The following is a 22,629-nucleotide window of genomic DNA, read 5'->3' as shown; positions in this document are numbered from 1 at the left end:
TTCTTTTTTCAATCTAAACAATCATACAATGCTTTAAGTGTTATAATTTGTAGCATTATAATCTTCAATTTTATTTTTCAAAATCGTTCTGGCGCGTGCCAGGTTTGACTTAGACGTACCATCGCTGATTCCTAACAATTCTGCTATTTCTTTGTGCTGATAGCCATCCATAACATACATACTAAAAACTAATCTGTATCTTTCTGGCAGCTCTTGCACAATTTTCAGTAAAAAATCCAGCGGAATTTCTTCGCTTTCAATTTCAACCTCAGCTTCATCTTCAATTTGGCCCTCATCAACTATTTGAAAAGTGCGTTGTTTTCGGTATTTCTGAAGAACGGTATTTACGGTAACCCGTTTCATCCAACCTTCAAAAGAACCTTTGCCATTATACTGCTCAATCTTTTTAAAAATTGTTATAAAAGCATCCTGCAAATTGTCTTCCGCCTCTGAGTAATTAGGCGAATAGCGAAGACAAATAGCGAAAAGAACTCCGTTGTACTTTTTGTACAATTCGCCCTGCGCCGTTGCATTCTGCTTTTTGCATTCTATTATGAGCTCGTCTAATGTCAAATGCGGTACCTTGAGTTATCGTTCCGTTGTAAATACCTCTTTATTTAGAGGGCAACCGTACTAATCAAGGTTCCTACATTTTGTAGATACCAGAGTATCAAAAGGGTTGCGTGGTTGGCTGAAAAATTATTGATTTAACGCTGCAATGGCGTCCTTAATTTTCTTTTCCAGTTCGTCCATTAATTCTGGATTGTCTAGAAGAAGTGCTTTTACAGCGTCGCGACCCTGACCAAGTTTTGTATCGTCGTAGCTAAACCATGAACCTGCTTTTTTGATGATTTCAAAATCGACACCCAAGTCAATTATTTCGCCAACTTTAGAAATTCCTTCGCCGTACATTATGTCGAATTCAACTTGTTTGAAAGGTGGCGCTACTTTATTCTTTACAACCTTTACTCGGGTTTTGTTACCCATTGCGTTGCTATTGGTGTCTTTTATCTGTGTGGAACGACGAATATCTAAACGTACCGAAGCGTAAAATTTTAATGCGTTACCACCCGTTGTAGTTTCCGGATTTCCGAACATCACCCCAATTTTTTCACGCAATTGGTTAATAAAGATTACCGTACATTTTGTTTTGCTGATTGAACCCGTAAGTTTTCTAAGTGCTTGACTCATTAAACGTGCGTGAAGCCCCATTTTGCTATCACCCATTTCGCCTTCAATTTCGCTTTTTGGCGTTAAGGCAGCAACAGAGTCAATTACAACGATGTCTATTGCCCCACTGCGTATTAAGTTATCGGCAATTTCTAGCGCTTGTTCCCCATTGTCGGGTTGCGAAATAATAAGGTTTTCTACATCTACGCCAAGTTTTTCAGCATAGCCACGGTCAAAAGCGTGTTCTGCGTCAATAAATGCCGCAATTCCACCTTTTTTCTGCGCTTCAGCCATGGCGTGAAGCGTAAGAGTAGTTTTACCCGAAGATTCTGGGCCGTATATTTCAATAACTCTTCCGCGCGGATAACCGCCAACGCCGAGTGCTACATCTAAGCCAAGTGAACCGGACGGAATTACTTCTACATCTTCAACAGCGCGATCGCCCATTTTCATTACAGTTCCCTTCCCGTATGTCTTGTCTAATTTATCGAGAGTAAGCTTTAAAGCTTTCAGTTTTGCGTCTTTTTCAGTGCTCATTTTCAGTGTGTTTTATAATAGAATTTTAGTTAGCTAAGATACTATTTCTTTGCGCTTGAGGCAAAATTTAAATCTAAAGGGGGAAGGATTTTTGTTAACAAAAATGACGGCTTGAACCATAGCTTGTCCCGACACTTTATCGGGAACGGTTTGAAACACGACTTTTTGAAATATGATGTTTTGAGGTTCTATACTAAATTTGACAAAGATGCGAAAAGTAAAAGAAGCTTTCTAAAAAGTAGTTTTGATGGTCAGTTCGAGCGCAGTCGAGAACTTAAAGTTTCTGACTTATAATTAGGACTCGACTGCGCTCGACCAGACAAAACGATCGATTTTACTTTTCAGACAGCCTCTTCCTTGTCTTTTGTTATCGCTTTTATTCCTTTATAAATTTTTTAATTGTTGAATTACCGCTTCCATCTTCAATATCCAAAAAATAAATTCCACTGGAAAGATTGGAAACATCGACAGAAACCTGTTTTTCAAACTCCAAGGTTTGGGTGCTTAACAGTTTGCCTTCTATATTGAAGATTTTTACTTTTAGGTTTCCTGTGCTGCTTTTTGAAGTTAAAAACAGTTCGTTTTTGGCGGGGTTGGGATGGATTAAAAAAACACTTTCTTCTTCGGTAGAAATACCCAATATGCAATCTTCTGAATAAACAAAATCTGCAGCTATGACCCAGCTATCGTAAGGAGGTGCGTGATTTGTTGCAGCCGTCTCATCATCTACTTTTACACAATCCAGCTCTGTAAGTTCGCAGGGCTCCCCTTCAAACTCACAAGGGAGGGTTATATTGAGTATGGCATTGTTGCCGTTTTTTGCATCGAGGGTTTCCAAAAAGATTAAATTTTCACCAAATAATATTTCTAAAAGGCTATTATTGGATAAGTTTAAAGAGCTAATAAGCATATTAAAACCTGCCGAATCACTACTACAGTAGAGTTCTTTTAGCTGAAGATTATCACTAACATCCAAAACCGATAAGTAGTTTCCCGTGACATCTAAAATTTCCAATGCAACAAAGTCTTCAATACCGGTAATGTCATTTATCCCTTTGTGATTAAGATTAAGGGATATGACCATTGCTACATCACTCGTCAAAACTTGTCCATTTACAATGCCGTCACTGTCAATGCCTAAATCAATCAGAGCTTGTTCAAAATTGGGGTCTGGGATATTTGTGGTTTGTGCAAAAGATATTGAGCTGATGCTGAAAAGCAGAATGTATAGCAGTTTTATCATCATCTATTGTTTTACAAATTTTTTAATTGTTGAATTGCCGTTTCCATCTTCAATATCCAAAAAATAAATACCGCTGGAAAGATTGGAAACATCGACAGAAACCTGTTTTTCAGAATCCAAGTTTTGGGCGGTGTTCCACAAAAATCATCTGTCTGGGAAAATCCCTTTCCATAAAATATAATAAAGAACAATAAAATAACCCAATAAAATTTAAAGGCGTGTGGGCGTGTGGGCGTGTGGGCGTGTGGGCGTGTATTTTCATATTTTGGTCGATTAAAGCTAGTCGATCTGTTAAATCTAGCCTAATATTTTATGATATAAAACAGGATTTTTCCTGTTTTTTTAAGGGGATTTTCCCTGTTTTTGCATGGGATTTCCCCTATTCCCCAAAAACCTGTACTTTTGCAACTTTAAAAATCAAATCTTTTCACCTAAAAAAGTATAGCATGCAACTGTACAATAAATTAAGTGCAAAAGAGAGGGAAACACTTTTGGAACAGGCCGGCGAAGAACGGCTTACCCTTTCTTTTTATCAATATGCCAAGATTGGCAATCCACATCTTTTTAGAAATCATCTTTTTGTAACCTGGCACGAGCAGGATGTTTTGGGTCGCATTTATGTGGCGCACGAAGGTATTAATGCCCAACTATCCGTTCCGGCGAAACGTTTTAAGGAATTTAAGGAATTTCTGGACGGAATTTATTTTCTGAAAGATGTGCGTTTGAACATTGCTATTGAGCAGGATTTAAAATCGTTTTTAAAACTGAAAGTAAAAGTGCGCGATAAGATTGTGGCGGATGGTTTGAACGATGAAACTTTTGATGTTACAAATAAAGGAATACACGTTGACGCCCTAAAATTCAACGAGCTTATTGAAGATCCAAACGTTGTTTTGGTAGATATGCGAAACCATTACGAAAGTGAGATTGGTCATTTTAAAAACGCTGTTACGCCAGATGTGGATACGTTTCGTGATTCTTTAGATATTATTGAAGCAGATTTAAAAGACCATAAAGAAGATAAAAAACTGGTTATGTATTGTACCGGAGGCATTCGTTGCGAAAAAGCTAGCGCTTACTACAAACACAAAGGTTTTAAAAATGTGTTTCAGCTTGAGGGCGGTATTATTGAATATGCACGCCAAGTAGAAAACCAAGGTTTGGAAAATAAATTCATCGGGAAAAATTTCGTTTTCGATCACCGTCGTGGCGAACGAATTACCGAAGACGTTATTTCGCACTGCCACCAATGCGGCGAGGCCTGCGACGAGCATACAAACTGTGCAAACGAAGCCTGCCACTTGCTTTTTATTCAGTGCAAAAAGTGTGCGATAGCCATGGAAAACTGTTGTTCCGAAGAATGTGTTTCAATAATTCAATTATCAGAAGAAGAACAAAAAAGACTGCGTCAGGGCATCCCGAACAGCAACAAAATTTTTAAGAAGGGAAGATCGGAGAAGTTGAAGTTCAAAAAGTGAGACGGAAGACAGATGACGGATGCGATTATGCCAAGCTTCAAAACGTCCTGTTTCCTTTTAGTCTTGGTTCCAATCGTCCTGTTTCAAAAATCTAAAATCGTCAATCTAAAATCGAAAATTTTATTGGTATCTTTACTGATTCATTTATTTGTTTAATTTTCGTCCCTTTTCAATTGGAAAAAGGGCTTTATATATAAAAAATATGGGCTGTACCAGCTGTGCCACGGGTGCCAACGGACAGCCAAAGGGATGCAAGAACAATGGTACTTGCGGAACCGATGGCTGTAATAAACTGACGGTGTTCGATTGGCTTTCAAATATGCAACTTCCTGCCAATATGGAACCGTTTAATGCGGTGGAAGTACGCTTTAAAAACGGAAGAAAAGAATTTTTCCAAAATCCTGAAAATCTTACTCTCAGCATTGGCGATGTTATTGCTACTGAAGCTTCACCCGGCCACGATATAGGCATTGTAACGCTTACCGGTGAATTGGTTCGGGTGCAAATGAAGAAGAAAAGGGTGCCAATAAAAATTGAAACACTCTTAAAAGTTTACCGAAAAGCTTCGCAAAAAGATATTGATATCTGGCAAGGCGTTCGCGACAAAGAGGCCGATGTACAAAAACGTTCGCGCGAAATTGCTATCCGCCACGGGTTGCATATGAAAATTAGCGATGTAGAATTTCAGGGCGATGCTTCAAAAGTTATTTTTTATTACACCGCCGAAGAACGCGTAGATTTCCGTGAATTGATAAAAGAATTCGCTCGTACTTTCAACACGCGTATTGAAATGAAACAAGTTGGTTTTCGTCAGGAAGCTGCTCGTTTGGGTGGAATTGGAAGTTGTGGCCGCGAACTTTGCTGTTCTACTTGGTTAACAGATTTTCGTTCGGTAAATACTTCCGCAGCGCGTTATCAGCAGCTTTCACTAAATCCGCAAAAACTTGCCGGACAATGTGGTAAGTTGAAGTGTTGCTTAAATTATGAGTTAGACACTTATATGGAAGCGTTGGATTCTTTCCCAAGTACAGAAATAAAACTTCAGACTGAAAAAGGAACTGCGACTTGCCAGAAGATAGATATTTTCAAAGGCTTGCTATGGTATGCCTATGAAAAGGAGTTTATGAATTGGCACGAATTAACTGCAGAAAAGGCCAATGAAATAATAGAACTCAACAAAAAAGGTAATAAACCTTTGGCACTAGAGGAATTTATTATTGAAGTGCCAAAAGAGGAAAAAGAACCATACAGCAACGTTGTAGGTCAAGATAGTTTGACCCGTTTTGACAAACCTAAACAAACAACTAAAAAACGCCGAAATAAAAGCAGGAACAAGAAAGAGAAGACTGAAGCTACTACCGGCAATGCTCCTAAAACCAACCAAAGAAATAAACCTACAAAAAAACCAGGAAATAGACCGAGCAATAAAAACAGAAATTCCAAGCCAAAAAAAGATGAATAAATTACTGGCTATTTTATTGACTGTTGTTCTTTTCGCTTCTTGCGAGTCTGACACGGTTTTTAGTGAAATCCGCGCTATGGACGATCATTGGGGCGCTAATGAAGTGGTGGCATTTACGCTACCACAGATGGATTCACTAAAGCAGTATAATCTCTTTGTAAATATTAGAAACACGAACGAATATAAATTCAATAATATATTTTTGATTGTTTCAATAAATTTTCCCCACGGAAAAACGGTTACCGACACCCTTGAATACCGCATGGCAAATCCCGATGGTTCGTGGATGGGCCAAGGAATTGGCAATGTGAAAGAAAACAAATTATTGTACAAAGAACACGTACAGTTTTCTGAAGAAGGCAATTATACAGTAGATATTGCCCAAGCAATGCGCAATAATGGCGAAGTGGAAGGCGTTACAAAACTCGAAGGCATTACAGATGTTGGTTTCAGCATTGAAGAAGCTATCAAATAGTAAACAAATATGGCAACAAAAAAGGCAAGTCCTAAAAAAAAGAAACAGAACGATGTAGGTCGTCACATTAAAACTTTTTGGAAAATTTTCGCAGGGTTTATACTCGTGATTATATTGTTCTTCTTATTTGCATCTTGGGGGCTTTTTGGAAGCATTCCTGATGAAACCAGCCTCGAAAATCCAGAAAAAAATCTCGCTACGGAGATTATTTCTTCAGACGGAAAAACAATCGGTAAGTTTTATAAAGAAAACAGAACACCAGTTCCGTTCGATTCTTTGCCCGATCATTTAATAAAGGCTTTAATAGCTACTGAAGATGTTCGTTTTTACGACCATTCCGGTATTGACGGAAGAGGAACTGTTCGCGCCTTTGCATTTTTGGGTACTCGTGGTGGTGCAAGTACTATCACCCAACAATTGGCAAAATTATTTTTTACAGACCAAAGAGCATCTAATAAACTAGAAAGAGTTCTTCAAAAAATAAAAGAATGGATTATTGCTACCCGTTTAGAGCGTCGTTATACCAAAGAGGAAATAATTACAATGTACTTTAACGAGTACGATTTCCTAAATCAAGCCGTAGGAATTGAAAGTGCATCACATATTTATTTTGATAAGCCACCTTCGCAATTATCAACTGCAGAAGCTGCAATGTTAGTTGGAATGTTCAAAAATTCCTCTCTTTTTAATCCTAACCGACGTCCAGAAATGGTTCTCGAAAGAAGAAATGTTGTTTTGGCTCAAATGGAGAAATACAGTTATATTTCTGAAAAGGTAATGGATTCGCTGCAAGCCCTTCCGCTAAACCTAAAGTTTACACCACAAGGTCACGATGAAGGAAGTGCAACTTATTTCCGCGAATATGCGCGTCAATTTATGGAAGACTGGATAAAGGAGCATCCAAAAGCAGACGGCACCAAATACAATATTTATGAAGATGGTTTAAAGGTTTATGTAACGATAGACAGCAAAATGCAGGAATATGCAGAACAGGCAGTAAAAACCCATATGGCGCGACTGCAAGAAACTTTTGACGAGCAAAACATAAAGAACAAAACGGCACCATTTCGCGATATTACTGAAGAAGAAACCGAAAGCATTTTAAATTCCGCAATGCGAAAAAGCGATCGTTGGCGCGAAATGAAAAAGCAAGGAAAAGATGAAAAAGAAATCATAAAAAGCTTTAAAAAGAAAGTCGCGATGCGCGTTTTTTCCTGGAAAGGCGATATTGATACTATTATGACGCCGCTGGATTCCATCCGTTATCACAAATCATTTTTGCAAGCAGCAATGATGTCCATGACTCCACAAACTGGCGAAGTAAAAGCCTGGGTTGGTGGCATTGATTACAAACATTATAAATACGATATGGTGAAAAAAGGAAAACGCCAAATAGGTTCCACCTTTAAACCTTTTGTTTATGCTACTGCAATGGACCAAATGCATATGTCTCCATGCGATACTTTGCCAAATACCATTTATACTATTCCAGCAGGTAAACACCATTTATTACAATCGTGGACCCCTAAAAACGCAGGTGGCGGATATGGTGGAATGGTGACACTTAAATACGCACTAGCAAATTCCATAAATACAATTTCAGCAAGATTAATAGACCGTGTTGGTCCAGAAACCGTGATAGATTTGGTGAAAAAGATGGGTGTAGATACATCAAACATGCCCGCTGTACCTTCAATAGCACTGGGAACTCCAGACGTTTCAGTATATGAAATGGTGGGTGCATATAGCACTTTTGCAAATGAAGGGGTCTATATAGAACCTATATTAATTCAAAGAATTGAAGATAAAAACGGAACAGTATTATATCAAAACGTACCAAAAACGAAAGACGTTATTAGTAATGAAACGGCATATGTAACTGTTAGTTTAATGGAAGGTGTAACGCAATCTGGAACCGGCGCCCGTTTACGAGGCACTTGGGCAAAAGACAACGCCTATTATAAAAGTGTAATAACAGGATATCCGTATGATTTCAAAAACCCTATAGCCGGTAAAACTGGTACAACCCAAAACAATAGTGATGGTTGGTTTATGGGAATGGTTCCAAACCTCGTTACAGGCGTTTGGGTTGGTGGAGACGACCGAGCAACACACTTTAGCTCCACACGTTATGGCCAAGGCGCAACTATGGCATTGCCTATTTGGGGAAGCTATATGAAAAGCTGCTATGCAGATGAAGATTTGGGCGTTTCAACGGGCGATTTTAAACGTCCTGCGAATCTCTCTATTGAAACCAATTGTTCCAAATGGCGCGAAGGAGACCCAGACGTAGAAGAAATTCCAGATGAATTCGATTTCTAGAAAAATATCTCTTTAATAAACTGAAACCTCGCATGTATTTGAAAACCTGTGAGGTTTTTTTATAGAATGGAATTTCGTAATTTTCAGAAAATTTTAAAAATGATAAAAAAGACAGTTTCAAACGTTCGCGAAGCCTGTGAAGGCATTCAGGACGGAATGACTTTTATGCTCGGTGGCTTCGGTCTATGCGGCATTCCCGAAAATATTATTTCTGAATTGGTTCGAAAGAATATCCAAAATGTTACCTGTATTTCAAACAATGCTGGCGTGGATGATTTTGGACTCGGCCTCTTACTGAAAAAACATCAAATAAAGAAAATGATTTCTTCCTATGTGGGTGAAAACGCTGAATTTGAGCGACAAATGCTCAGTGGCGAAATGGAAGTTGAGCTGTTGCCGCAAGGCACTTTGGCGCAACGATGCGAAGCTGCGCGAAGCGGAATTCCTGCGTTTTATACTCCCGCAGGTTACGGAACCGAAGTTGCCGAAGGAAAAGAAACTCGCGAATTCCACGGAAAAATGTATGTAATGGAAAAAGCATTTGAAGCAGATTTCTCCTTTGTTAAAGCTTGGAAAGGCGACGAAGCCGGAAATCTTATCTTTAAAGGAACCGCCAGAAATTTCAACCCTGCAATGTGCGGTGCTGGAAAAATTACTGTCGCCGAAGTGGAGGAATTGGTTCCTGCTGGCGAATTAGATCCAAATCATATTCATATTCCAGGAATATTTGTCCAACGTATTTTTCAAGGAGAGAAGTACGAAAAAAGAATTGAGCAACTAACGGTTAGAAAAAGAAACTAATGGCACTTTCAAAAGAACAAATAGCACAACGAATTGCAAAAGAGGTTAAAGACGGCTACTATGTAAACTTAGGAATCGGTATCCCGACACTCGTAGCCAACTTTGTACGAGACGACATTAATGTAGAGTTTCAAAGCGAAAACGGAATATTAGGCATGGGACCTTTCCCTTTTGAAGGAGAAGAAGATCCAGATTTAATTAATGCGGGAAAACAAACCATTACTGCCCTACCCGGCGCTTCGTTTTTCGATTCTGCGATGAGTTTTGGAATGATACGCGGGCAACATGTTGATTTAACAATCCTAGGTGCAATGGAAGTTTCGCAAACTGGAGACATCGCAAACTGGAAAATTCCAGGGAAAATGGTGAAAGGAATGGGCGGCGCTATGGATTTAGTTGCATCTGCAGAAAACATTATTGTGGCAATGATGCATACTAATCGCGAAGGTGAATCTAAACTATTAAAGGAATGCAGTTTGCCACTCACTGGTGTAAAATGTGTGAAAAAAATAGTGACCAATCTTGCAGTACTCGAAATAATTGACGGACAATTTCATTTACTTGAACGTGCTCCAGGAGTTTCTGTTGAGGAAATTCAAAATGCAACTGAGGGAGATTTAATTATAAAAGGAGATATTTCAGAGATGAAATTTTAAGAATTAAACGATTCTTTGCTTTCCTAAAACCATGATTTTCATGGTTTTTTTACGTCAAAAAAACACGAAAAAGCTGTTAAATGTTAAAATATAGTGCACTTCATCGAGTTTATATGCTTTTAGTCGTTTTAATCAAACATTGTATCTATATTCGTCATCCCAAATCTTACCAACTTAACCTCACATGGAGAAAGTAATCAGATCATTAAATAGCACTAAAGAATTGTTACGCAATGTGCTTTTCATTTTAAAAAAAGTGTTTTTATTGAACTGATCTTTTTCTTATGGTTTTTGCCCCAAATCTGTCATAGGCAGAGATATAATTAAACCCGTTCCTTCGTGAGGTTAGAACGGGTTTTTTGTTTTTAAGATTTTCTTCTAAATAGCTTTTTGCTTTCAAAGGCCTAAAAATTCCAGATTTTATTAATTCGAAAAACATCCAAACAATATTGTGTGTGATGCCTACATAATATTTCACCGGAAACCATAATATTTCAAAATTCTACAAAAAGGAAATTTAGCTAAGCAAGTAGATTTAAAGGAAAACAGAGTTCAGTAAATCTAAATTTTCACATATATTTTGGATAACGAACCACCAAATTATAAGCAAAAGTTAAAGTTTTATGCGCTTTATCGATTAATTGTGCATTTAGTCGTTTTGTATTGATAAAGTTCTCATATTTGAAGTCCCAAATCTTACCAACTTAACCTCATATGGAGAAAGTAATCAGATCATTAAAAAGCACCAACGAATTGTTACACAATGTGCTTTTCATTTTCAAAAAAGTGTATTTATTGATCTGATCTTTTTCTTATGGTTTTTGCCCCAAATCTGTCATAGACAGATACTATTAAACCCGTTCCATCGTAAGATTAGAACGGGTTTTTTTTTAAAGATTTTCTTCTAAATGCCTTTCGGAATAGCAGCAATTAATTTTTTTGAATATTCAGTTTGCGGATTTTCATAAATCTCATCGGCATCGCCCAATTCTTCTATTTTGCCTTTATTCATAACCAAAAGTTGGTCCGACATATATTTTACCACCGCCAAATCATGTGATATAAAAATATAGGTAAATCCAAAATCGGTTTTTAGCTCATTCAACAGGTTTAAAACCTGGGCTTGTACCGAAATATCTAAAGCAGAGACAGACTCATCGCAAATAACAAGTTTAGGTTCCACAACGATGGTACGTGCAATGCCAACACGCTGTCGCTGCCCACCGGAAAGTTCATGTGGATAACGATAAAAGTAGGTTTCATCCAACCCAACCCTTTCAAGCAATGTAAGCACCCGCTCCTTTCTTTCCTTTTTAGATTTGCCCAAGCCGTGAACCTCCATGGGTTCCATTAATGCTTGACCAATCATCAATCGTGGATTTAATGACGAGTATGGATCCTGAAAAATAATCTGTATTTCCTTCCGAAGGTTTCGAATTTCTGTTTTGGAAAGTGTAGTGAGCTCCTTTCCTCTATATTTTATGCTGCCCGCTGTGGCTTTTTCGAGCTGGAGAATAGCTCTTCCCAAAGTAGATTTTCCACAACCAGATTCACCAACAAGCCCCAGAGTTTCACCTTCAAAAACTGAAAAGCTAATATTGTCAACTGCTTTTATCGTTTTCTTTTTAGAAAAGAATCCAACGCTGCTAAAATAATATTTATCTAAATTGGAAACCTCTAAAATTGGTTTCTGAGTATAAATTTGTTTGTGTCTTTTGGCGCGTTCCACCGGTTTTACTTCCCTAGGTTTAAAACTTTTATCGGCGATGGAGGCGATGGTTGGTAATTTTGCTAAACGAACATTTAACGAAGGTCGCGATGCCAAAAGCGCCTTGGTATATTCCGCCTTCGGGTTTTTGAAAATTTCAATAGTCGTTGCTTTTTCAACAATGGCACCTTTATACATTACCACTACGCTGTCAGCAATTTCGGAAACCAAACTTAAATCGTGCGAAATAAAGAGCATCGCCATTTTAGTTTCCTTTTGAATACTTTTTAATAGTGAAAGTATTTCCTTTTGAACCGTTACATCAAGCGCCGTAGTAGGTTCATCTGCAATTAGTAGTTTAGGTTTGCAGGCAATGGCCATTGCAATCATAACCCGTTGCATTTGTCCGCCACTTATTTGGTGCGGATAGCTATTAAATATTTCCGTTGGTCGCGGTAGTTTAACCTTTTCAAAAAGTGAAATGGTTTCCTTTTTTGCTTCCGAAGAATTCATTTTTAAATGAAGTTGGAGTATTTCAGCAACTTGAACACCGCATTGCAGCGATGGATTTAAAGCACTCATGGGTTCTTGAAAAATCATTGCAATTTCACTACCTCTTATTTTTCTCAAATCCTTTTCTGAATTTTTCAATAAATCTTTTCCATTAAAAAGTATACTCCCAGTAAGTGTAGTTTGCTTTTTGGGTAGCAACCCCATAATGGAAAGGGAGGTAACAGATTTCCCCGAACCAGATTCACCCACAATCCCGACAATTTCATTTTCAGAAATGTTGAAAGATATGTTATGTAAAACAGCAACGTTTTTGTCTTTATTTCCGAATGAAACAGATAAATCTTGAACTGAAAGTAGGGGTGAAATTTTCATAGTTTTCAAAGATAGGACAAACGAAAGAAATAAAACTTTAACTGCAGTTCGTCGAATAAAATTGCATTTCATCAATTATTGTTGTTCTTTTAAATGTTTTTAATAATAAATCGAACCTTTTTATTCACTTAATTTATATTATTATGAAAAAAATTAACAAGTTCGTTTTTCTTTTCACACTAGCAATTTTTGCCTTTTCTACGGTGGTTACCGCTCAAGACAAAAAAGATGAGAAGAGGAACGTTAAGCAACCACCAAGTCTAATAGTTTTTGACGCTTCACAATCGTACTCGCTTCAAAATTCTACTCAAATTTTTAAAGAAGTTTTAAATCCCTCACCACAAACTTCGTTCACATCGCTAAAACAAGAAAACGATCCTTTAGGATTTACGCACCAAAAAATGCAACAGTATTATAATGGTGTAAAAGTAGAATTCGCAACGGTAACACTTAGCAGCAAAAACGGAACGGTACAAGCATTAAATTCTGCGTATTCCCCAATTGCTGAAGATTTTAATGTAACTCCTTCAATTAACAAATCGCAAGCTTTTAACAGTGCTATGGCACATGTTGGAGCTTCAAAATACTTATGGCAAAATACTGCCGAAGCAACTTTGGCAGATTACCAAGAACCAACGGGCGAATTAGTAATATTTCCTAAAATGGAAAATATTACTGAAACTAATCGTCTTGCCTACAAATTCGATATTTATGCCACCGCGCCTCTTTACAGAGCCGATGTTTATATTGATGCCAAAACAGGGCAGTTTATTATGGAAAACAAAAAAATCCACCACGCAAATGTGCCAGCAACCGGAACCAGCCTTTATAATGGTAACGTTTCCTTTACAGCAGATAATGCCTCTGGACCTTACCGTCTGCGCCAAACGGCCGATGGGAGTGGAATCCAAACTTTTGATTTAAATAATGGTACCAACTATAACAACGCTTCTGATGTTACTAGCGGTTCAACTAATTTCACATCGAACGCAACGGGTGTTCAGGCTCACTTTGGTGCTGAACGCACACATAAATATTTCAGCCAAAAGCACGGCAGAAATTCTTACAACAACGCTGGAGCGGTTATAAAATCGTACGTTAGCTACTCTTCTAATTATGTGAATGCTTTCTGGGATGGAAGCCGCATGACTTATGGCGATGGCGATGGTACCAACTACGGACCATTAGTATCATTAGATATTTGCGGTCATGAAATTTCACACGGTGTAACTGAATATTCTGCAAATCTTGTGTACAGCTACCAATCTGGCGCATTAAACGAATCATTTTCTGACATTTTCGGAGAATCTATTGAAAAATTTGCTTCAGGAACTAACGACTGGTTAATGGGAGATGACATTGGTGCTGGCGGTAGCGGTGGAGCTTTACGTTCTATGAGCAATCCAAATGCATATGGCGACCCAGACACCTATCAAGGAACAAATTGGTATGCCGGTTCTGGAGATTCTGGAGGAGTTCACACAAATTCTGGGGTGCAAAACTTTTGGTTTTATATTCTGAGTGTTGGTAAAACCGGCACTAATGATAAAGGAGACAGCTACAACGTTACCGGTTTAGGGATGGATAAAGCAGCTGCAATTGCTTACAGAAATCTTACCGTTTATTTAAATACTAACTCGCAATACAGCGATGCCCGAAATGGTGCTATTCAAGCAGCAAAAGATTTATATGGTGCAGATAGCCCAGAAGAAATAGCAACTACAAATGCGTGGTACGCAGTAGGTGTTGGTGCAGCATACGGTGGTGGTGGCGGAAGCGGTTATTGTGCTTCACAAGGAAACAGTGTTAGCGACGAATATATTAGCCATGTACAATTAAACACTATTAACAATGCTTCGGGCGCGCAGCTTTATTCAGACTTTACAAGTATTTCTACTTCATTGAATGAAAGCGCTACTTACACTATTACTGTTACTCCAACTTGGACCGGAACAGTTTACAGCGAAGGTTACGCAGTATGGATTGACTATAACGGTGATGGCGATTTTAACGATGCAGGTGAATTGGTTTGGTCTAAAGCCGCATCAACAAATACCCCAAATAGCGGAACGTTCACAGTACCTTCGGGAACAATGGGCGGAGAAACTAGAATGCGGGTTTCTATGAAGTACAACGGAATTCCAACTTCTTGTGAAACCTTTAGTTATGGTGAAGTGGAAGACTATACAATCAATTTAGGAGGTGCAGGACCAGATACTCAGGCTCCGACAGCACCATCAAGTTTGGTTGCATCAAACGTTGCAAAAACTACACTTACACTTTCGTGGAATGCTTCCACAGATAATATAGGAGTTACAGGTTATGAAGTTTTCCAAGGTAGCACAAGCTTAGGAACTGTAACAGGGACATCGGCTAATATTACTGGACTTACCGCTTCAACTGCATATTCATTTAAAGTTCGTGCAAAAGATGCGGCTGGCAATAATTCGCCTTATAGCAATACCGTAAATGTAACAACACTTTCAAACACGGTAACATATTGCTCATCGCAAGGAAACAATACAAACGACGAATATATAGATCGAGTTCAACTAGGAAGTATTAATAATCTTTCTGGCAACAATGGAGGTTATGCAAATTTCACGAGCATTTCTACTACCTTAACAAAAGGAAGCAGTAACACGATTACCATTACTCCAAAATGGACTGGAAGAACATATAATGAGGCATACAGAGTATGGATTGACTATAACCAAGATGGTGATTTTGATGATTCAGGAGAACAGGTTTATTCACGTTCAAAAACTACAGCTTCTTCTATCTCTGGAAGTTTTACAGTACCGTCATCTGCACTTTCGGGAGCAACAAGAATGCGTATTTCTATGAAATACAATGCAAACTCTTCTCCTTGTGAAACATTCACCTATGGCGAAGTGGAGGATTATACTGTAAATATTAGCAGCTCTGTTAATCAAGGTATTACTGGAGAAACTAGATTTAACAGTACGGATATGTCTATCTATCCAAACCCTGTTAAACACACGCTAAACGTTGCGTTGATTGACGCATTAGGTACAGATTACGTAATTTACAATGTAATAGGCCAGATTGTTAGCAAAGGAATGTTTACTGAAAGTTTAGATGTTACATCATTGCAAAGCGGTGTTTACATCATTGAAGTAAATACTGAAAACAATAAACTTATGAAACGATTTGTAAAAGAATAAGTATAGTTAGTTGAATGTAAAACGGCCCGCTTCTTAGTTGAAACGGGCCGTTTTTTTAGTGTGGAATATTTTTTAAAGTGGGTCGCCTACTTTAATATCGCATCTGTGTCCCGGTTGTCCGTGAGCTGGATTTATGCCATTTCCAGAACCTGTAATTGGCACAGCATTCGTATTATTTATTACTGGTGCTTCGTTAGTACTTCCCGCAGCAGCGTTCAATGGCGCACCTACAGGAATATCACAACGGTGACCAGGCTGACCGTGAGCTGGATTTATTCCGTCTGCGGTAGTTGTAGTTGTATTATTTGAATTTGGAACTACATTTTGTAGCGCCTGTTTCTTTTGGTCTAGTGTTGCTTCCTGCACTGTGGCAGCTGCATTTTCTTCAGTGGTGGTCTTTTTGTCATTACATGAAATAGAGAACATTGAAACAGCGAACATCGGGATCAAAAATAATTTTGTGTTGAATCTTAGAATTTTCATAGAAGTATATTTTGAATATGGCTGGTAAAGCTACTAAATTTTCGATAGAACTCCCACCGAAAGGTTTAGCTTCAAAAAAAAATCTAAACAGAAAGTATTTCGTCCTGTACTAGAAGCGCTTCATTCCGAAGTTTTAAGAAGATTTGTGCAACGGTAATGGTGTCTTTTTCGCAGTATAAAATAATTCTGTCAATATCCTTTTCTACATAAAACACACTGCGCACTTGGCTCCCGTCAATATCGTCTTTTGGCGAAGGAATGCCTAAAACGTGCGCCATCAATTTAAGAGAAGTAAAGGTTTTGTAATCACCAAATTTCCAAAGTTCTAGCGTATCTAAATGCGGAACCTCCCAAGGCTTTTTCCCGAAAAGATCAAGTTTAAAGGGAATATCTACACCATTAATAATCATCCTTCGGGCAATGTAGGGAAAGTCAAATTCCTTCCCGTTGTGTGCACAAAGTAAATGATGCGGCTTGTTGAAATGTGTTTCGAGCAGGGTTTTAAAATCCTTCAGTATTTTTACTTCATCGCCGTGAAAACTGGTTACACGAAAATTACGAATATCGCCTTTCATCACAAAGTAGCCTACCGAAATGCAGACTATTAAACCAAACTCTGCCCAAATACCTGCACGTTCGTAAAAGTCTTCGGCAGAAATATCATCTTTTCGTTGATATTTGCTTTTCAACTCCCAAAGTGTTTTTGAAGTGTCGTCCAATTCGGCATAATGTTCGTACTGCGGAACTGTTTCAATATCCAGGAAAAGGATATGTTCCAAATTTATACGCTTAATCATAATTCGAAAATTTCAATCGGGGAGAAGTTTAAAGCTACGGAAAATTATTGATTTTCACCAAGCATTTTATATACCTCATCAACGTAAACATAAAAATCGGAACTAAAAGGCATTCCAGTTTTACCTCCACGCTGATGCCCCAACCTTACAATAATCAAATCATCCTCGGGAATTACAATTACATATTGCCCGAGAATTCCTCGCATCACAAAAATATCTTTCCCCAAAAAGTCGCTTAACCAAAACCCATAACCGTATTCGGGGCTTTTCGCAAAACGAGGCTTTATTGATTTCGCCACAAAAGCAGAATCCAAAATTTGCTGGCCGTTCCATTTACCGTAATCTTTATACAATTTTCCGAAACGCGCAAAATCCCTCGCGTTGCTGCCAATACAGCAATAGGCCTTAACCAACCTGTTCTTTTCATCATCAATTTGCCACAGTGCTGGTTGTTCAAAACCCATCGGTTTCCAAAAACTTTCGTGTAAATAGTCACTCAAATCAACACCTTCGTTTTGAAGCGATTTTTGAATCACCATCGCCAAAAGTTGTGTGTTTCCGCTTAAATATTTAAAACTTTCGCCTGGTTTTTCAACAACTTTTAATTTCAAAATGATTTCTGCCAAATCAGCGTCATAATACGCCCGTGCGGTCATTCCAAAGGGATTGGAATACGATTCATCCCAATCTAAGCCCGAAGCCATAGAAGAGAGATCGCCAACTGTCAAACCCGTTTCGGCGTATTGTGGGTAAAAATCGCTAACGGGTTGATCCAAAGCTTTTATAAATCCATCGTCAATGGCTTTCCCCAGCAATGCAGAAGTAATACTTTTCGCCATTGAAAAAGAATTAGTCTGCGAGTTTTTTCCAAAGCCATCAAAATACTTTTCAAACCAAATACTATCATTCTTAATAACTAAAAAAGCAATTGTCCCCAACGTATCGTTCCTTTCAGAAAGCGTTTCGGTAGCTTCTACGGAGTTATAATTTTTATGAATAGGCCAAGGCTGCAGTTTGGTACTCGCAGGAATTTCTTCGTTTTCGAAAAATCCAAAGTCATTAATATAGGCAGTGGTGTGCCCGTGCAGATAAACCACCCAAACGCCTTTCAAAATATAGCCGTAGCCCGAAATATAAAGCCCGATTACCGAAACGATTAGCAGTATAAAGATCCATTTGAAAAATTTCGCAAGTCTTTTCATCTAAAACAAAGATTGCTGCGGCGAAGGATTTTCGTGCTCCAACAACCACTTTTTTCGGTGTAAGCCACCGGCATAACCCGTGAGTGATCCATCGCTACCAATAACGCGATGACAGGGAATGATAATTGAAATTGGGTTTTTTCCATTAGCAGATGCTGCAGCGCGAATTACTTTTGGATCGCCCAATTGGTTCGCCATTTGCTGATAGCTAGTAGTTTTTCCAAAAGGAATTTCCTGTAATTGGTTCCAAACTCGTTTCTGAAAATCGGTTCCATTCGGTGAAAGTTTTAAATTGAATTCCTTCCGCTTCCCCTCAAAATATTCATTAAGTTGGGTAACCGCATCTTTCAACTCTTCCGGAATTATTTCAGAAATAGTATCCGTTTCAGCATCCTTAAAAAGCACGGATGAAAGTCCTTCCGCATCTCCTTTTAGTTCCAAAACACCTACTGGAGTTTGTATAAAAATTGTTTCCATTATTCATTATTCTCGTTAGGTTCGGAGTCTTCATTTATTTGAATTCCCATGCGTTTTGCACGTTTTTCCCAGTTTTTACGGGCTTGCAGTTGCATATCTTCAACATTATCACTCTCGTCCATTATTTCGAGGCCTAATAATGTTTCAATAATATCTTCCATTGTAACTACTCCAATGGTATTTCCAAAATCATCAACAACAGAGGCAATATGCATTCTATGTTTTATAAAAGTCTCAAAGAGTTCCGGAATAGGTTTTTCGGCAGAAACAACAAAAATTTCTCGTCTAATATCGCTCAAAAGTTTATCTCCTCGTTCTTCTATAATTTCTTCCAAAACATCATCGCGTAACACAAAACCGGTAATATTATGTGTTTTGCCTTTATAAACAGGAATACGTGAAAATCGTAGATTTTTATGCAATTGATGAAATTCTTGCAGGCTTGTGCTCTCATCTTCTTGGGTAACCACAGTAAAGGGTGTCATTACATCCATCGCTTTTACAGATTTAAAGACGAGTAGATTTTTAATTACCGTTGTTTCGTTTTCCTCAAAAACCCCTTCCTCTTCCGCAGCATCGGTTATAGCCATAAACTCTTCGCGACTCATGGAACTTACATGCGCAGATTTACCAACCATGCGCGTAACGAGCATCAATACCCAAATTATACCTGTATATTTTAAAGGGAAAATTATAATTTTTAAAAAAAGTGCGGTAAAGGATCCTAATTTTTTCCAATAGGTAGCACCTATTGTTTTAGGTATAATTTCTGAAATCACTAAAATAAGCATCGTCATTATGGCTGAAACAACCCCAACGATATTCATCCCAAAAAATTCAACTTTATAAGGCAATTTTTCGGCTTCAACACCTACCAGTATCGCACCAACTGTGTGTGCCACTGTGTTTAGCGTTAATATTGCGATTAATGGTTTGTCAATGTCTTTTTTAAAGTTGGTAAGTGTTTTTGCGTAGCTTTTACCTTCTTGGGTTTTCATCCGCAAATAAGTGGGCGTGAAGCTTAGCAGCGCCGCTTCCATTATAGAGCATAAAAACGAGACAAATATTGAAATAAACGCATAGACTAATAGTAAGGTCATAGTTGGTTTTAATTTTCAACTAAAATAAAGATTTATAATACGCTCTACGTGTAACACTTTGTTAATACATAAAAAAAACCGCCAAGTGTGGCGGTTTTTCAATTTTCATTGCGAATTTAATTATGAAGCTTTCAACAACGGTTTTAGCGTACTTTCCCAACGCTTGGCGTCTTGCAGGCATACAAACGGGTCTCTAGTGTACTCTTCGTCATTAGACTCTATGTAAAATGGTATTTCACGACGACCCGTTTTTTCTACAAATTCTAGTCCCACCCAATCAAGTGTTTTTTTGTTTTGATTAATACTTTTAGCGCGACAATCCTGCACTTCTTCCATATTAATAATCTTAAAATCGCCAGTGGGATTTGTCTTTGAAGAATAGACCAGTTTTTTTGAAACCTCATCTACTGCTATAATGCAGTTACCAATAAAGTCGATATTTTTTAATTGAATTCCGTTGTTTTGAGAAAGTTGCGAAATAGTTTTTCGTATTTTCTTTTCTTTGCCACCTGCAGTTATTATTAAATAAATTACAGGCACAACTATTAATAGCATTAGGACTACCCCAACAAGGGTTATGTTTATTTCCATGATGAAAAAATTTTTAGGTGAAATATTTGATTGAAAAAATGGCTTGAAAATCAATTCAAACGAGCTGAATAAATTAATTCAGAATCACCAAAAAAAATGGAAAGGAAATATATGACGGAAGATAAGCTCCCGTTTGTCTTTTGAAGAATAAAAGCTATTATCAGTTGAAGAAACACTGGCTAAAGAAAAATTTTGATTCGAGACATATCCTCGTACAAAATCCAAGCCCAAGTATTCATTCTGCGAAACAGTTTGTGAAACCTCACCTGTGGCTAAATCATTAAAAACAAAAGGCTTGCCGTGATTTTTTTCCTGAAGACCAGACACAACTGCCGACTTATCGCTGAGGTGTAAATTTTCTCCAGCAGTTGCAACATTGCCGAAAACCAAAAATATGGCAGCGGCAACCAACAAATTATTTATATGTTTTTCAACATGTTTCACGGGGCAAATGTATGTCAATTTTGAATTGACAAAGCTAAAATTTTGCTAATTATTTATTCTTAAATATTACCAACCTACATACTTAGGTGGTTCTATGTTTTTAAGATTTAGATAAACTATTAATTGCCCACGATGGTGCGTAACGTGATCTTGCAGAAGATTCAAAATTTGAAGTTTGCTTTTGGAACCCGCAAAAAATTCGACGGTTTCTTTCAACTCAGAAACATCTGTTTTTTCAAATGCTTGATAGGCGTTGTTAAATGAATTTTTTAAGTTCTGGATAATTCGCTGTTTTTCATTTTCAAATGTTGAGATTTCAGCTTCTTCCTTTTTAAAATATGTAGCTGCCAGCCAATCTATATTACTTTGAATATGGATTAGCTGTTCCGCAAAACTCATTTGACGCTCTGTAGGTTTAAAAGCATAATCCTCTTCGGGCATTGCCTCGGCAATAGCTACCAGATAATCTCTTGAGTTTTGCCATTTTTCAAGAAAAGCTTCTTTCACATCACTTTGCTGCGAAAAACCAAAACTTGAAGTAAGTAATAAAAAGATTAGCGAATATTTCATAGCTTGATTATGATATCAGTTTTACAGCATCCTTTGCGAAGTAACTTGCAATCATTGAAGCACCAGCACGCTTTATGGCGGTTAACTGCTCTAACATTACCGCATCATGGTCCAACCATCCTTTTTCGGCAGCGGCTTTCAGCATTGCATATTCGCCACTAACTTGATAAACTGCCACGGGAACATTTACCGCTTCTTTTATATCGCGCACAATATCTAAATAGCAAAGTCCTGGCTTAACCATAACAATATCTGCCCCTTCATCAATATCCATCAGCGTTTCTCTTACTGCTTCATCGCGGTTTGCATAATCCATTTGGTACGTTTTCTTATCCTTCGGAATATTCTTCGCATCCACCGGTGCAGAGTCTAAAGCATCGCGAAATGGTCCGTAAAATGCAGAAGCATATTTAGCACTGTAAGCCATAATTCCAGTATCAAAGAAGCCTTCGTCTTCTAAAAGTGTTCTAATTTCAAAAATGCGGCCGTCCATCATATCGCTAGGAGCAACAATATCTGCTCCAGCTTGGGCGTGGCTTAAAGCCATTTCGGCCAAAACCATATTAGAGTCGTCGTTCATTACTTTTCCATCAGAAATAATTCCGTCGTGTCCGTAACAAGAAAATGGGTCCAAAGCAACATCCGTCATTACAACCATTTCTGGCACTGCATTTTTTACGGTCTTTATAGCACGCTGCATCAATCCATCAGCATTTAGAGCTTCTTTACCACTATTATCTTTTAATTTTTCATCAACCTTCACAAAAAGTAACACAGACTTGAGACCGAGGTTCCAAATTTCCTTTACTTCCTTTTCAAGTATGTCTAAACTAAGCCTGTAATAATTTGGCATGGAAGCAATTTCTTCTTTCACACCCTTACCTTCCACCACAAAAAGTGGTACAATAAAATCATTTGGACTAATAATAGTTTCTCGAACCAAGCTTCGCAAACTTTCATTGGTTCTCAATCTTCGGTTTCTTCTTAATGGGTACATAATCTTAATTTTTCTGTCAGGTCGAGCGCAGACGAGACCTATT

At 38.0% G+C, this 22,629-nt stretch carries 21 protein-coding genes; 7 read left to right on the top strand and 14 right to left on the bottom strand.

Annotated elements, in window-relative coordinates:
- Nucleotides 1–33: 33 nt before the first annotated feature.
- From AC3RVG_RS05980 to AC3RVG_RS05965, 4 genes are all read right to left on the bottom strand, one after another.
- On the bottom strand, nucleotides 34–573 hold the full coding sequence (locus AC3RVG_RS05980; RefSeq protein WP_489690528.1) for an RNA polymerase sigma factor: 540 nt from the start codon (nucleotides 571–573) through the stop codon (nucleotides 34–36).
- Between the two features lie 126 nt (nucleotides 574–699).
- Nucleotides 700–1,707, bottom strand: a complete 1,008-nt coding sequence (gene recA, locus AC3RVG_RS05975; protein ID WP_489690527.1) for a recombinase RecA — start codon at nucleotides 1,705–1,707, stop codon at nucleotides 700–702.
- A gap of 376 nt (nucleotides 1,708–2,083) precedes the next feature.
- Nucleotides 2,084–2,953, bottom strand: coding sequence for a T9SS type A sorting domain-containing protein (locus AC3RVG_RS05970; RefSeq protein WP_489690526.1), 870 nt, complete (start codon nucleotides 2,951–2,953; stop codon nucleotides 2,084–2,086).
- Complete coding sequence (locus tag AC3RVG_RS05965) at nucleotides 2,954–3,070, bottom strand: T9SS type A sorting domain-containing protein (RefSeq protein WP_489690525.1); 117 nt, start codon at nucleotides 3,068–3,070, stop codon at nucleotides 2,954–2,956.
- Nucleotides 3,071–3,396: 326 nt separating this feature from the next.
- Here AC3RVG_RS05965 and trhO point away from each other — a divergent pair, with 326 nt between their 5' ends.
- From trhO to AC3RVG_RS05935, 6 genes are all read left to right on the top strand, one after another.
- Nucleotides 3,397–4,428, top strand: a complete 1,032-nt coding sequence (gene trhO / locus AC3RVG_RS05960) for an oxygen-dependent tRNA uridine(34) hydroxylase TrhO (protein ID WP_489690524.1) — start codon at nucleotides 3,397–3,399, stop codon at nucleotides 4,426–4,428.
- A gap of 202 nt (nucleotides 4,429–4,630) precedes the next feature.
- Nucleotides 4,631–5,890 carry a PSP1 domain-containing protein gene (locus tag AC3RVG_RS05955; RefSeq protein WP_489690523.1) on the top strand — a complete coding sequence of 420 codons (1,260 nt, stop codon included), beginning with the start codon at nucleotides 4,631–4,633 and terminating at the stop codon, nucleotides 5,888–5,890.
- Complete coding sequence (locus AC3RVG_RS05950) at nucleotides 5,883–6,365, top strand: gliding motility lipoprotein GldH (protein ID WP_489690522.1); 483 nt, start codon at nucleotides 5,883–5,885, stop codon at nucleotides 6,363–6,365. Before AC3RVG_RS05955 ends, AC3RVG_RS05950 begins: the two co-directional genes overlap by 8 nt.
- Before the next feature lie 9 nt (nucleotides 6,366–6,374).
- A complete protein-coding gene (locus AC3RVG_RS05945) occupies nucleotides 6,375–8,687 on the top strand; it encodes a penicillin-binding protein 1A (protein ID WP_489690521.1) in 2,313 nt (770 codons plus the stop codon).
- Between the two features lie 99 nt (nucleotides 8,688–8,786).
- Nucleotides 8,787–9,488, top strand: a complete 702-nt coding sequence (locus AC3RVG_RS05940) for a CoA transferase subunit A (RefSeq protein ID WP_489690520.1) — start codon at nucleotides 8,787–8,789, stop codon at nucleotides 9,486–9,488.
- Nucleotides 9,488–10,144: a CoA transferase subunit B gene (locus tag AC3RVG_RS05935; protein WP_489690519.1), complete on the top strand. Its 657-nt coding sequence runs from the start codon at nucleotides 9,488–9,490 to the stop codon at nucleotides 10,142–10,144. The genes AC3RVG_RS05940 and AC3RVG_RS05935 overlap by 1 nt, the downstream gene beginning before the upstream one ends.
- Before the next feature lie 904 nt (nucleotides 10,145–11,048).
- Here AC3RVG_RS05935 and AC3RVG_RS05930 read toward each other — a convergent pair.
- Entirely contained in the window at nucleotides 11,049–12,737 is a 1,689-nt protein-coding gene (locus AC3RVG_RS05930; protein WP_489690518.1) for an ABC transporter ATP-binding protein, read from the bottom strand.
- A gap of 143 nt (nucleotides 12,738–12,880) precedes the next feature.
- On the opposite strand from AC3RVG_RS05930, the gene AC3RVG_RS05925 reads away from it, so the two are divergent.
- The gene (locus tag AC3RVG_RS05925; protein WP_489690517.1) at nucleotides 12,881–15,925 is read left to right on the top strand and encodes a M4 family metallopeptidase; all 3,045 of its coding nucleotides are present in this window, start codon (nucleotides 12,881–12,883) and stop codon (nucleotides 15,923–15,925) included.
- A 72-nt stretch (nucleotides 15,926–15,997) separates the two neighbouring features.
- On the opposite strand, the gene AC3RVG_RS05920 is transcribed toward AC3RVG_RS05925, so the two are convergent.
- From AC3RVG_RS05920 to hemB, 9 genes are all read right to left on the bottom strand, one after another.
- A complete protein-coding gene (locus AC3RVG_RS05920; protein WP_489690516.1) occupies nucleotides 15,998–16,408 on the bottom strand; it encodes a hypothetical protein in 411 nt (136 codons plus the stop codon).
- Between the two features lie 83 nt (nucleotides 16,409–16,491).
- The gene (locus tag AC3RVG_RS05915) at nucleotides 16,492–17,205 is read right to left on the bottom strand and encodes a 3'-5' exonuclease (protein ID WP_489690515.1); all 714 of its coding nucleotides are present in this window, start codon (nucleotides 17,203–17,205) and stop codon (nucleotides 16,492–16,494) included.
- Nucleotides 17,206–17,249: 44 nt separating this feature from the next.
- Nucleotides 17,250–18,407 (bottom strand): serine hydrolase domain-containing protein, encoded by a 1,158-nt coding sequence (locus tag AC3RVG_RS05910; protein ID WP_489690514.1) that lies wholly within the window; start codon nucleotides 18,405–18,407, stop codon nucleotides 17,250–17,252.
- The gene (locus AC3RVG_RS05905; RefSeq protein ID WP_489690513.1) at nucleotides 18,408–18,884 is read right to left on the bottom strand and encodes a methylated-DNA--[protein]-cysteine S-methyltransferase; all 477 of its coding nucleotides are present in this window, start codon (nucleotides 18,882–18,884) and stop codon (nucleotides 18,408–18,410) included.
- Nucleotides 18,884–19,984, bottom strand: a complete 1,101-nt coding sequence (locus AC3RVG_RS05900; RefSeq protein WP_489690512.1) for a CNNM domain-containing protein — start codon at nucleotides 19,982–19,984, stop codon at nucleotides 18,884–18,886. Before AC3RVG_RS05900 ends, AC3RVG_RS05905 begins: the two co-directional genes overlap by 1 nt.
- 120 nt (nucleotides 19,985–20,104) lie before the next feature.
- Nucleotides 20,105–20,575 carry a hypothetical protein gene (locus AC3RVG_RS05895; protein WP_489690511.1) on the bottom strand — a complete coding sequence of 157 codons (471 nt, stop codon included), beginning with the start codon at nucleotides 20,573–20,575 and terminating at the stop codon, nucleotides 20,105–20,107.
- An 84-nt stretch (nucleotides 20,576–20,659) separates the two neighbouring features.
- Entirely contained in the window at nucleotides 20,660–21,037 is a 378-nt protein-coding gene (locus AC3RVG_RS05890) for a hypothetical protein (RefSeq protein ID WP_489690510.1), read from the bottom strand.
- Nucleotides 21,038–21,085: 48 nt separating this feature from the next.
- Entirely contained in the window at nucleotides 21,086–21,589 is a 504-nt protein-coding gene (locus tag AC3RVG_RS05885) for a DinB family protein (RefSeq protein ID WP_489690509.1), read from the bottom strand.
- Nucleotides 21,590–21,596: 7 nt separating this feature from the next.
- Nucleotides 21,597–22,586: a porphobilinogen synthase gene (gene hemB, locus AC3RVG_RS05880; protein ID WP_489690508.1), complete on the bottom strand. Its 990-nt coding sequence runs from the start codon at nucleotides 22,584–22,586 to the stop codon at nucleotides 21,597–21,599.
- Nucleotides 22,587–22,629 lie beyond the last annotated feature (43 nt).

This window comes from Aequorivita sp. IT1282 (assembly GCF_058068205.1).
This window is presented reverse-complemented; position numbering and strand designations above follow the sequence as displayed.

Bases quoted from the DNA above. Each gene is read 5' to 3' on its own strand.
- recA (WP_489690527.1), bottom strand. From the start codon at position 1,707: ATGAGCACTGAAAAAGACGCAAAACTGAAAGCTTTAAAGCTTACTCTC.
- AC3RVG_RS05970 (WP_489690526.1), bottom strand. From the start codon at position 2,953: ATGATGATAAAACTGCTATACATTCTGCTTTTCAGCATCAGCTCAATA.
- trhO (WP_489690524.1), top strand. From the start codon at position 3,397: ATGCAACTGTACAATAAATTAAGTGCAAAAGAGAGGGAAACACTTTTG.
- AC3RVG_RS05955 (WP_489690523.1), top strand. From the start codon at position 4,631: ATGGGCTGTACCAGCTGTGCCACGGGTGCCAACGGACAGCCAAAGGGA.
- AC3RVG_RS05950 (WP_489690522.1), top strand. From the start codon at position 5,883: ATGAATAAATTACTGGCTATTTTATTGACTGTTGTTCTTTTCGCTTCT.
- AC3RVG_RS05945 (WP_489690521.1), top strand. From the start codon at position 6,375: ATGGCAACAAAAAAGGCAAGTCCTAAAAAAAAGAAACAGAACGATGTA.
- AC3RVG_RS05940 (WP_489690520.1), top strand. From the start codon at position 8,787: ATGATAAAAAAGACAGTTTCAAACGTTCGCGAAGCCTGTGAAGGCATT.
- AC3RVG_RS05935 (WP_489690519.1), top strand. From the start codon at position 9,488: ATGGCACTTTCAAAAGAACAAATAGCACAACGAATTGCAAAAGAGGTT.
- AC3RVG_RS05930 (WP_489690518.1), bottom strand. From the start codon at position 12,737: ATGAAAATTTCACCCCTACTTTCAGTTCAAGATTTATCTGTTTCATTC.
- AC3RVG_RS05925 (WP_489690517.1), top strand. From the start codon at position 12,881: ATGAAAAAAATTAACAAGTTCGTTTTTCTTTTCACACTAGCAATTTTT.
- AC3RVG_RS05920 (WP_489690516.1), bottom strand. From the start codon at position 16,408: ATGAAAATTCTAAGATTCAACACAAAATTATTTTTGATCCCGATGTTC.
- AC3RVG_RS05915 (WP_489690515.1), bottom strand. From the start codon at position 17,205: ATGATTAAGCGTATAAATTTGGAACATATCCTTTTCCTGGATATTGAA.
- AC3RVG_RS05910 (WP_489690514.1), bottom strand. From the start codon at position 18,407: ATGAAAAGACTTGCGAAATTTTTCAAATGGATCTTTATACTGCTAATC.
- AC3RVG_RS05905 (WP_489690513.1), bottom strand. From the start codon at position 18,884: ATGGAAACAATTTTTATACAAACTCCAGTAGGTGTTTTGGAACTAAAA.
- AC3RVG_RS05900 (WP_489690512.1), bottom strand. From the start codon at position 19,984: ATGACCTTACTATTAGTCTATGCGTTTATTTCAATATTTGTCTCGTTT.
- AC3RVG_RS05895 (WP_489690511.1), bottom strand. From the start codon at position 20,575: ATGGAAATAAACATAACCCTTGTTGGGGTAGTCCTAATGCTATTAATA.
- AC3RVG_RS05885 (WP_489690509.1), bottom strand. From the start codon at position 21,589: ATGAAATATTCGCTAATCTTTTTATTACTTACTTCAAGTTTTGGTTTT.
- hemB (WP_489690508.1), bottom strand. From the start codon at position 22,586: ATGTACCCATTAAGAAGAAACCGAAGATTGAGAACCAATGAAAGTTTG.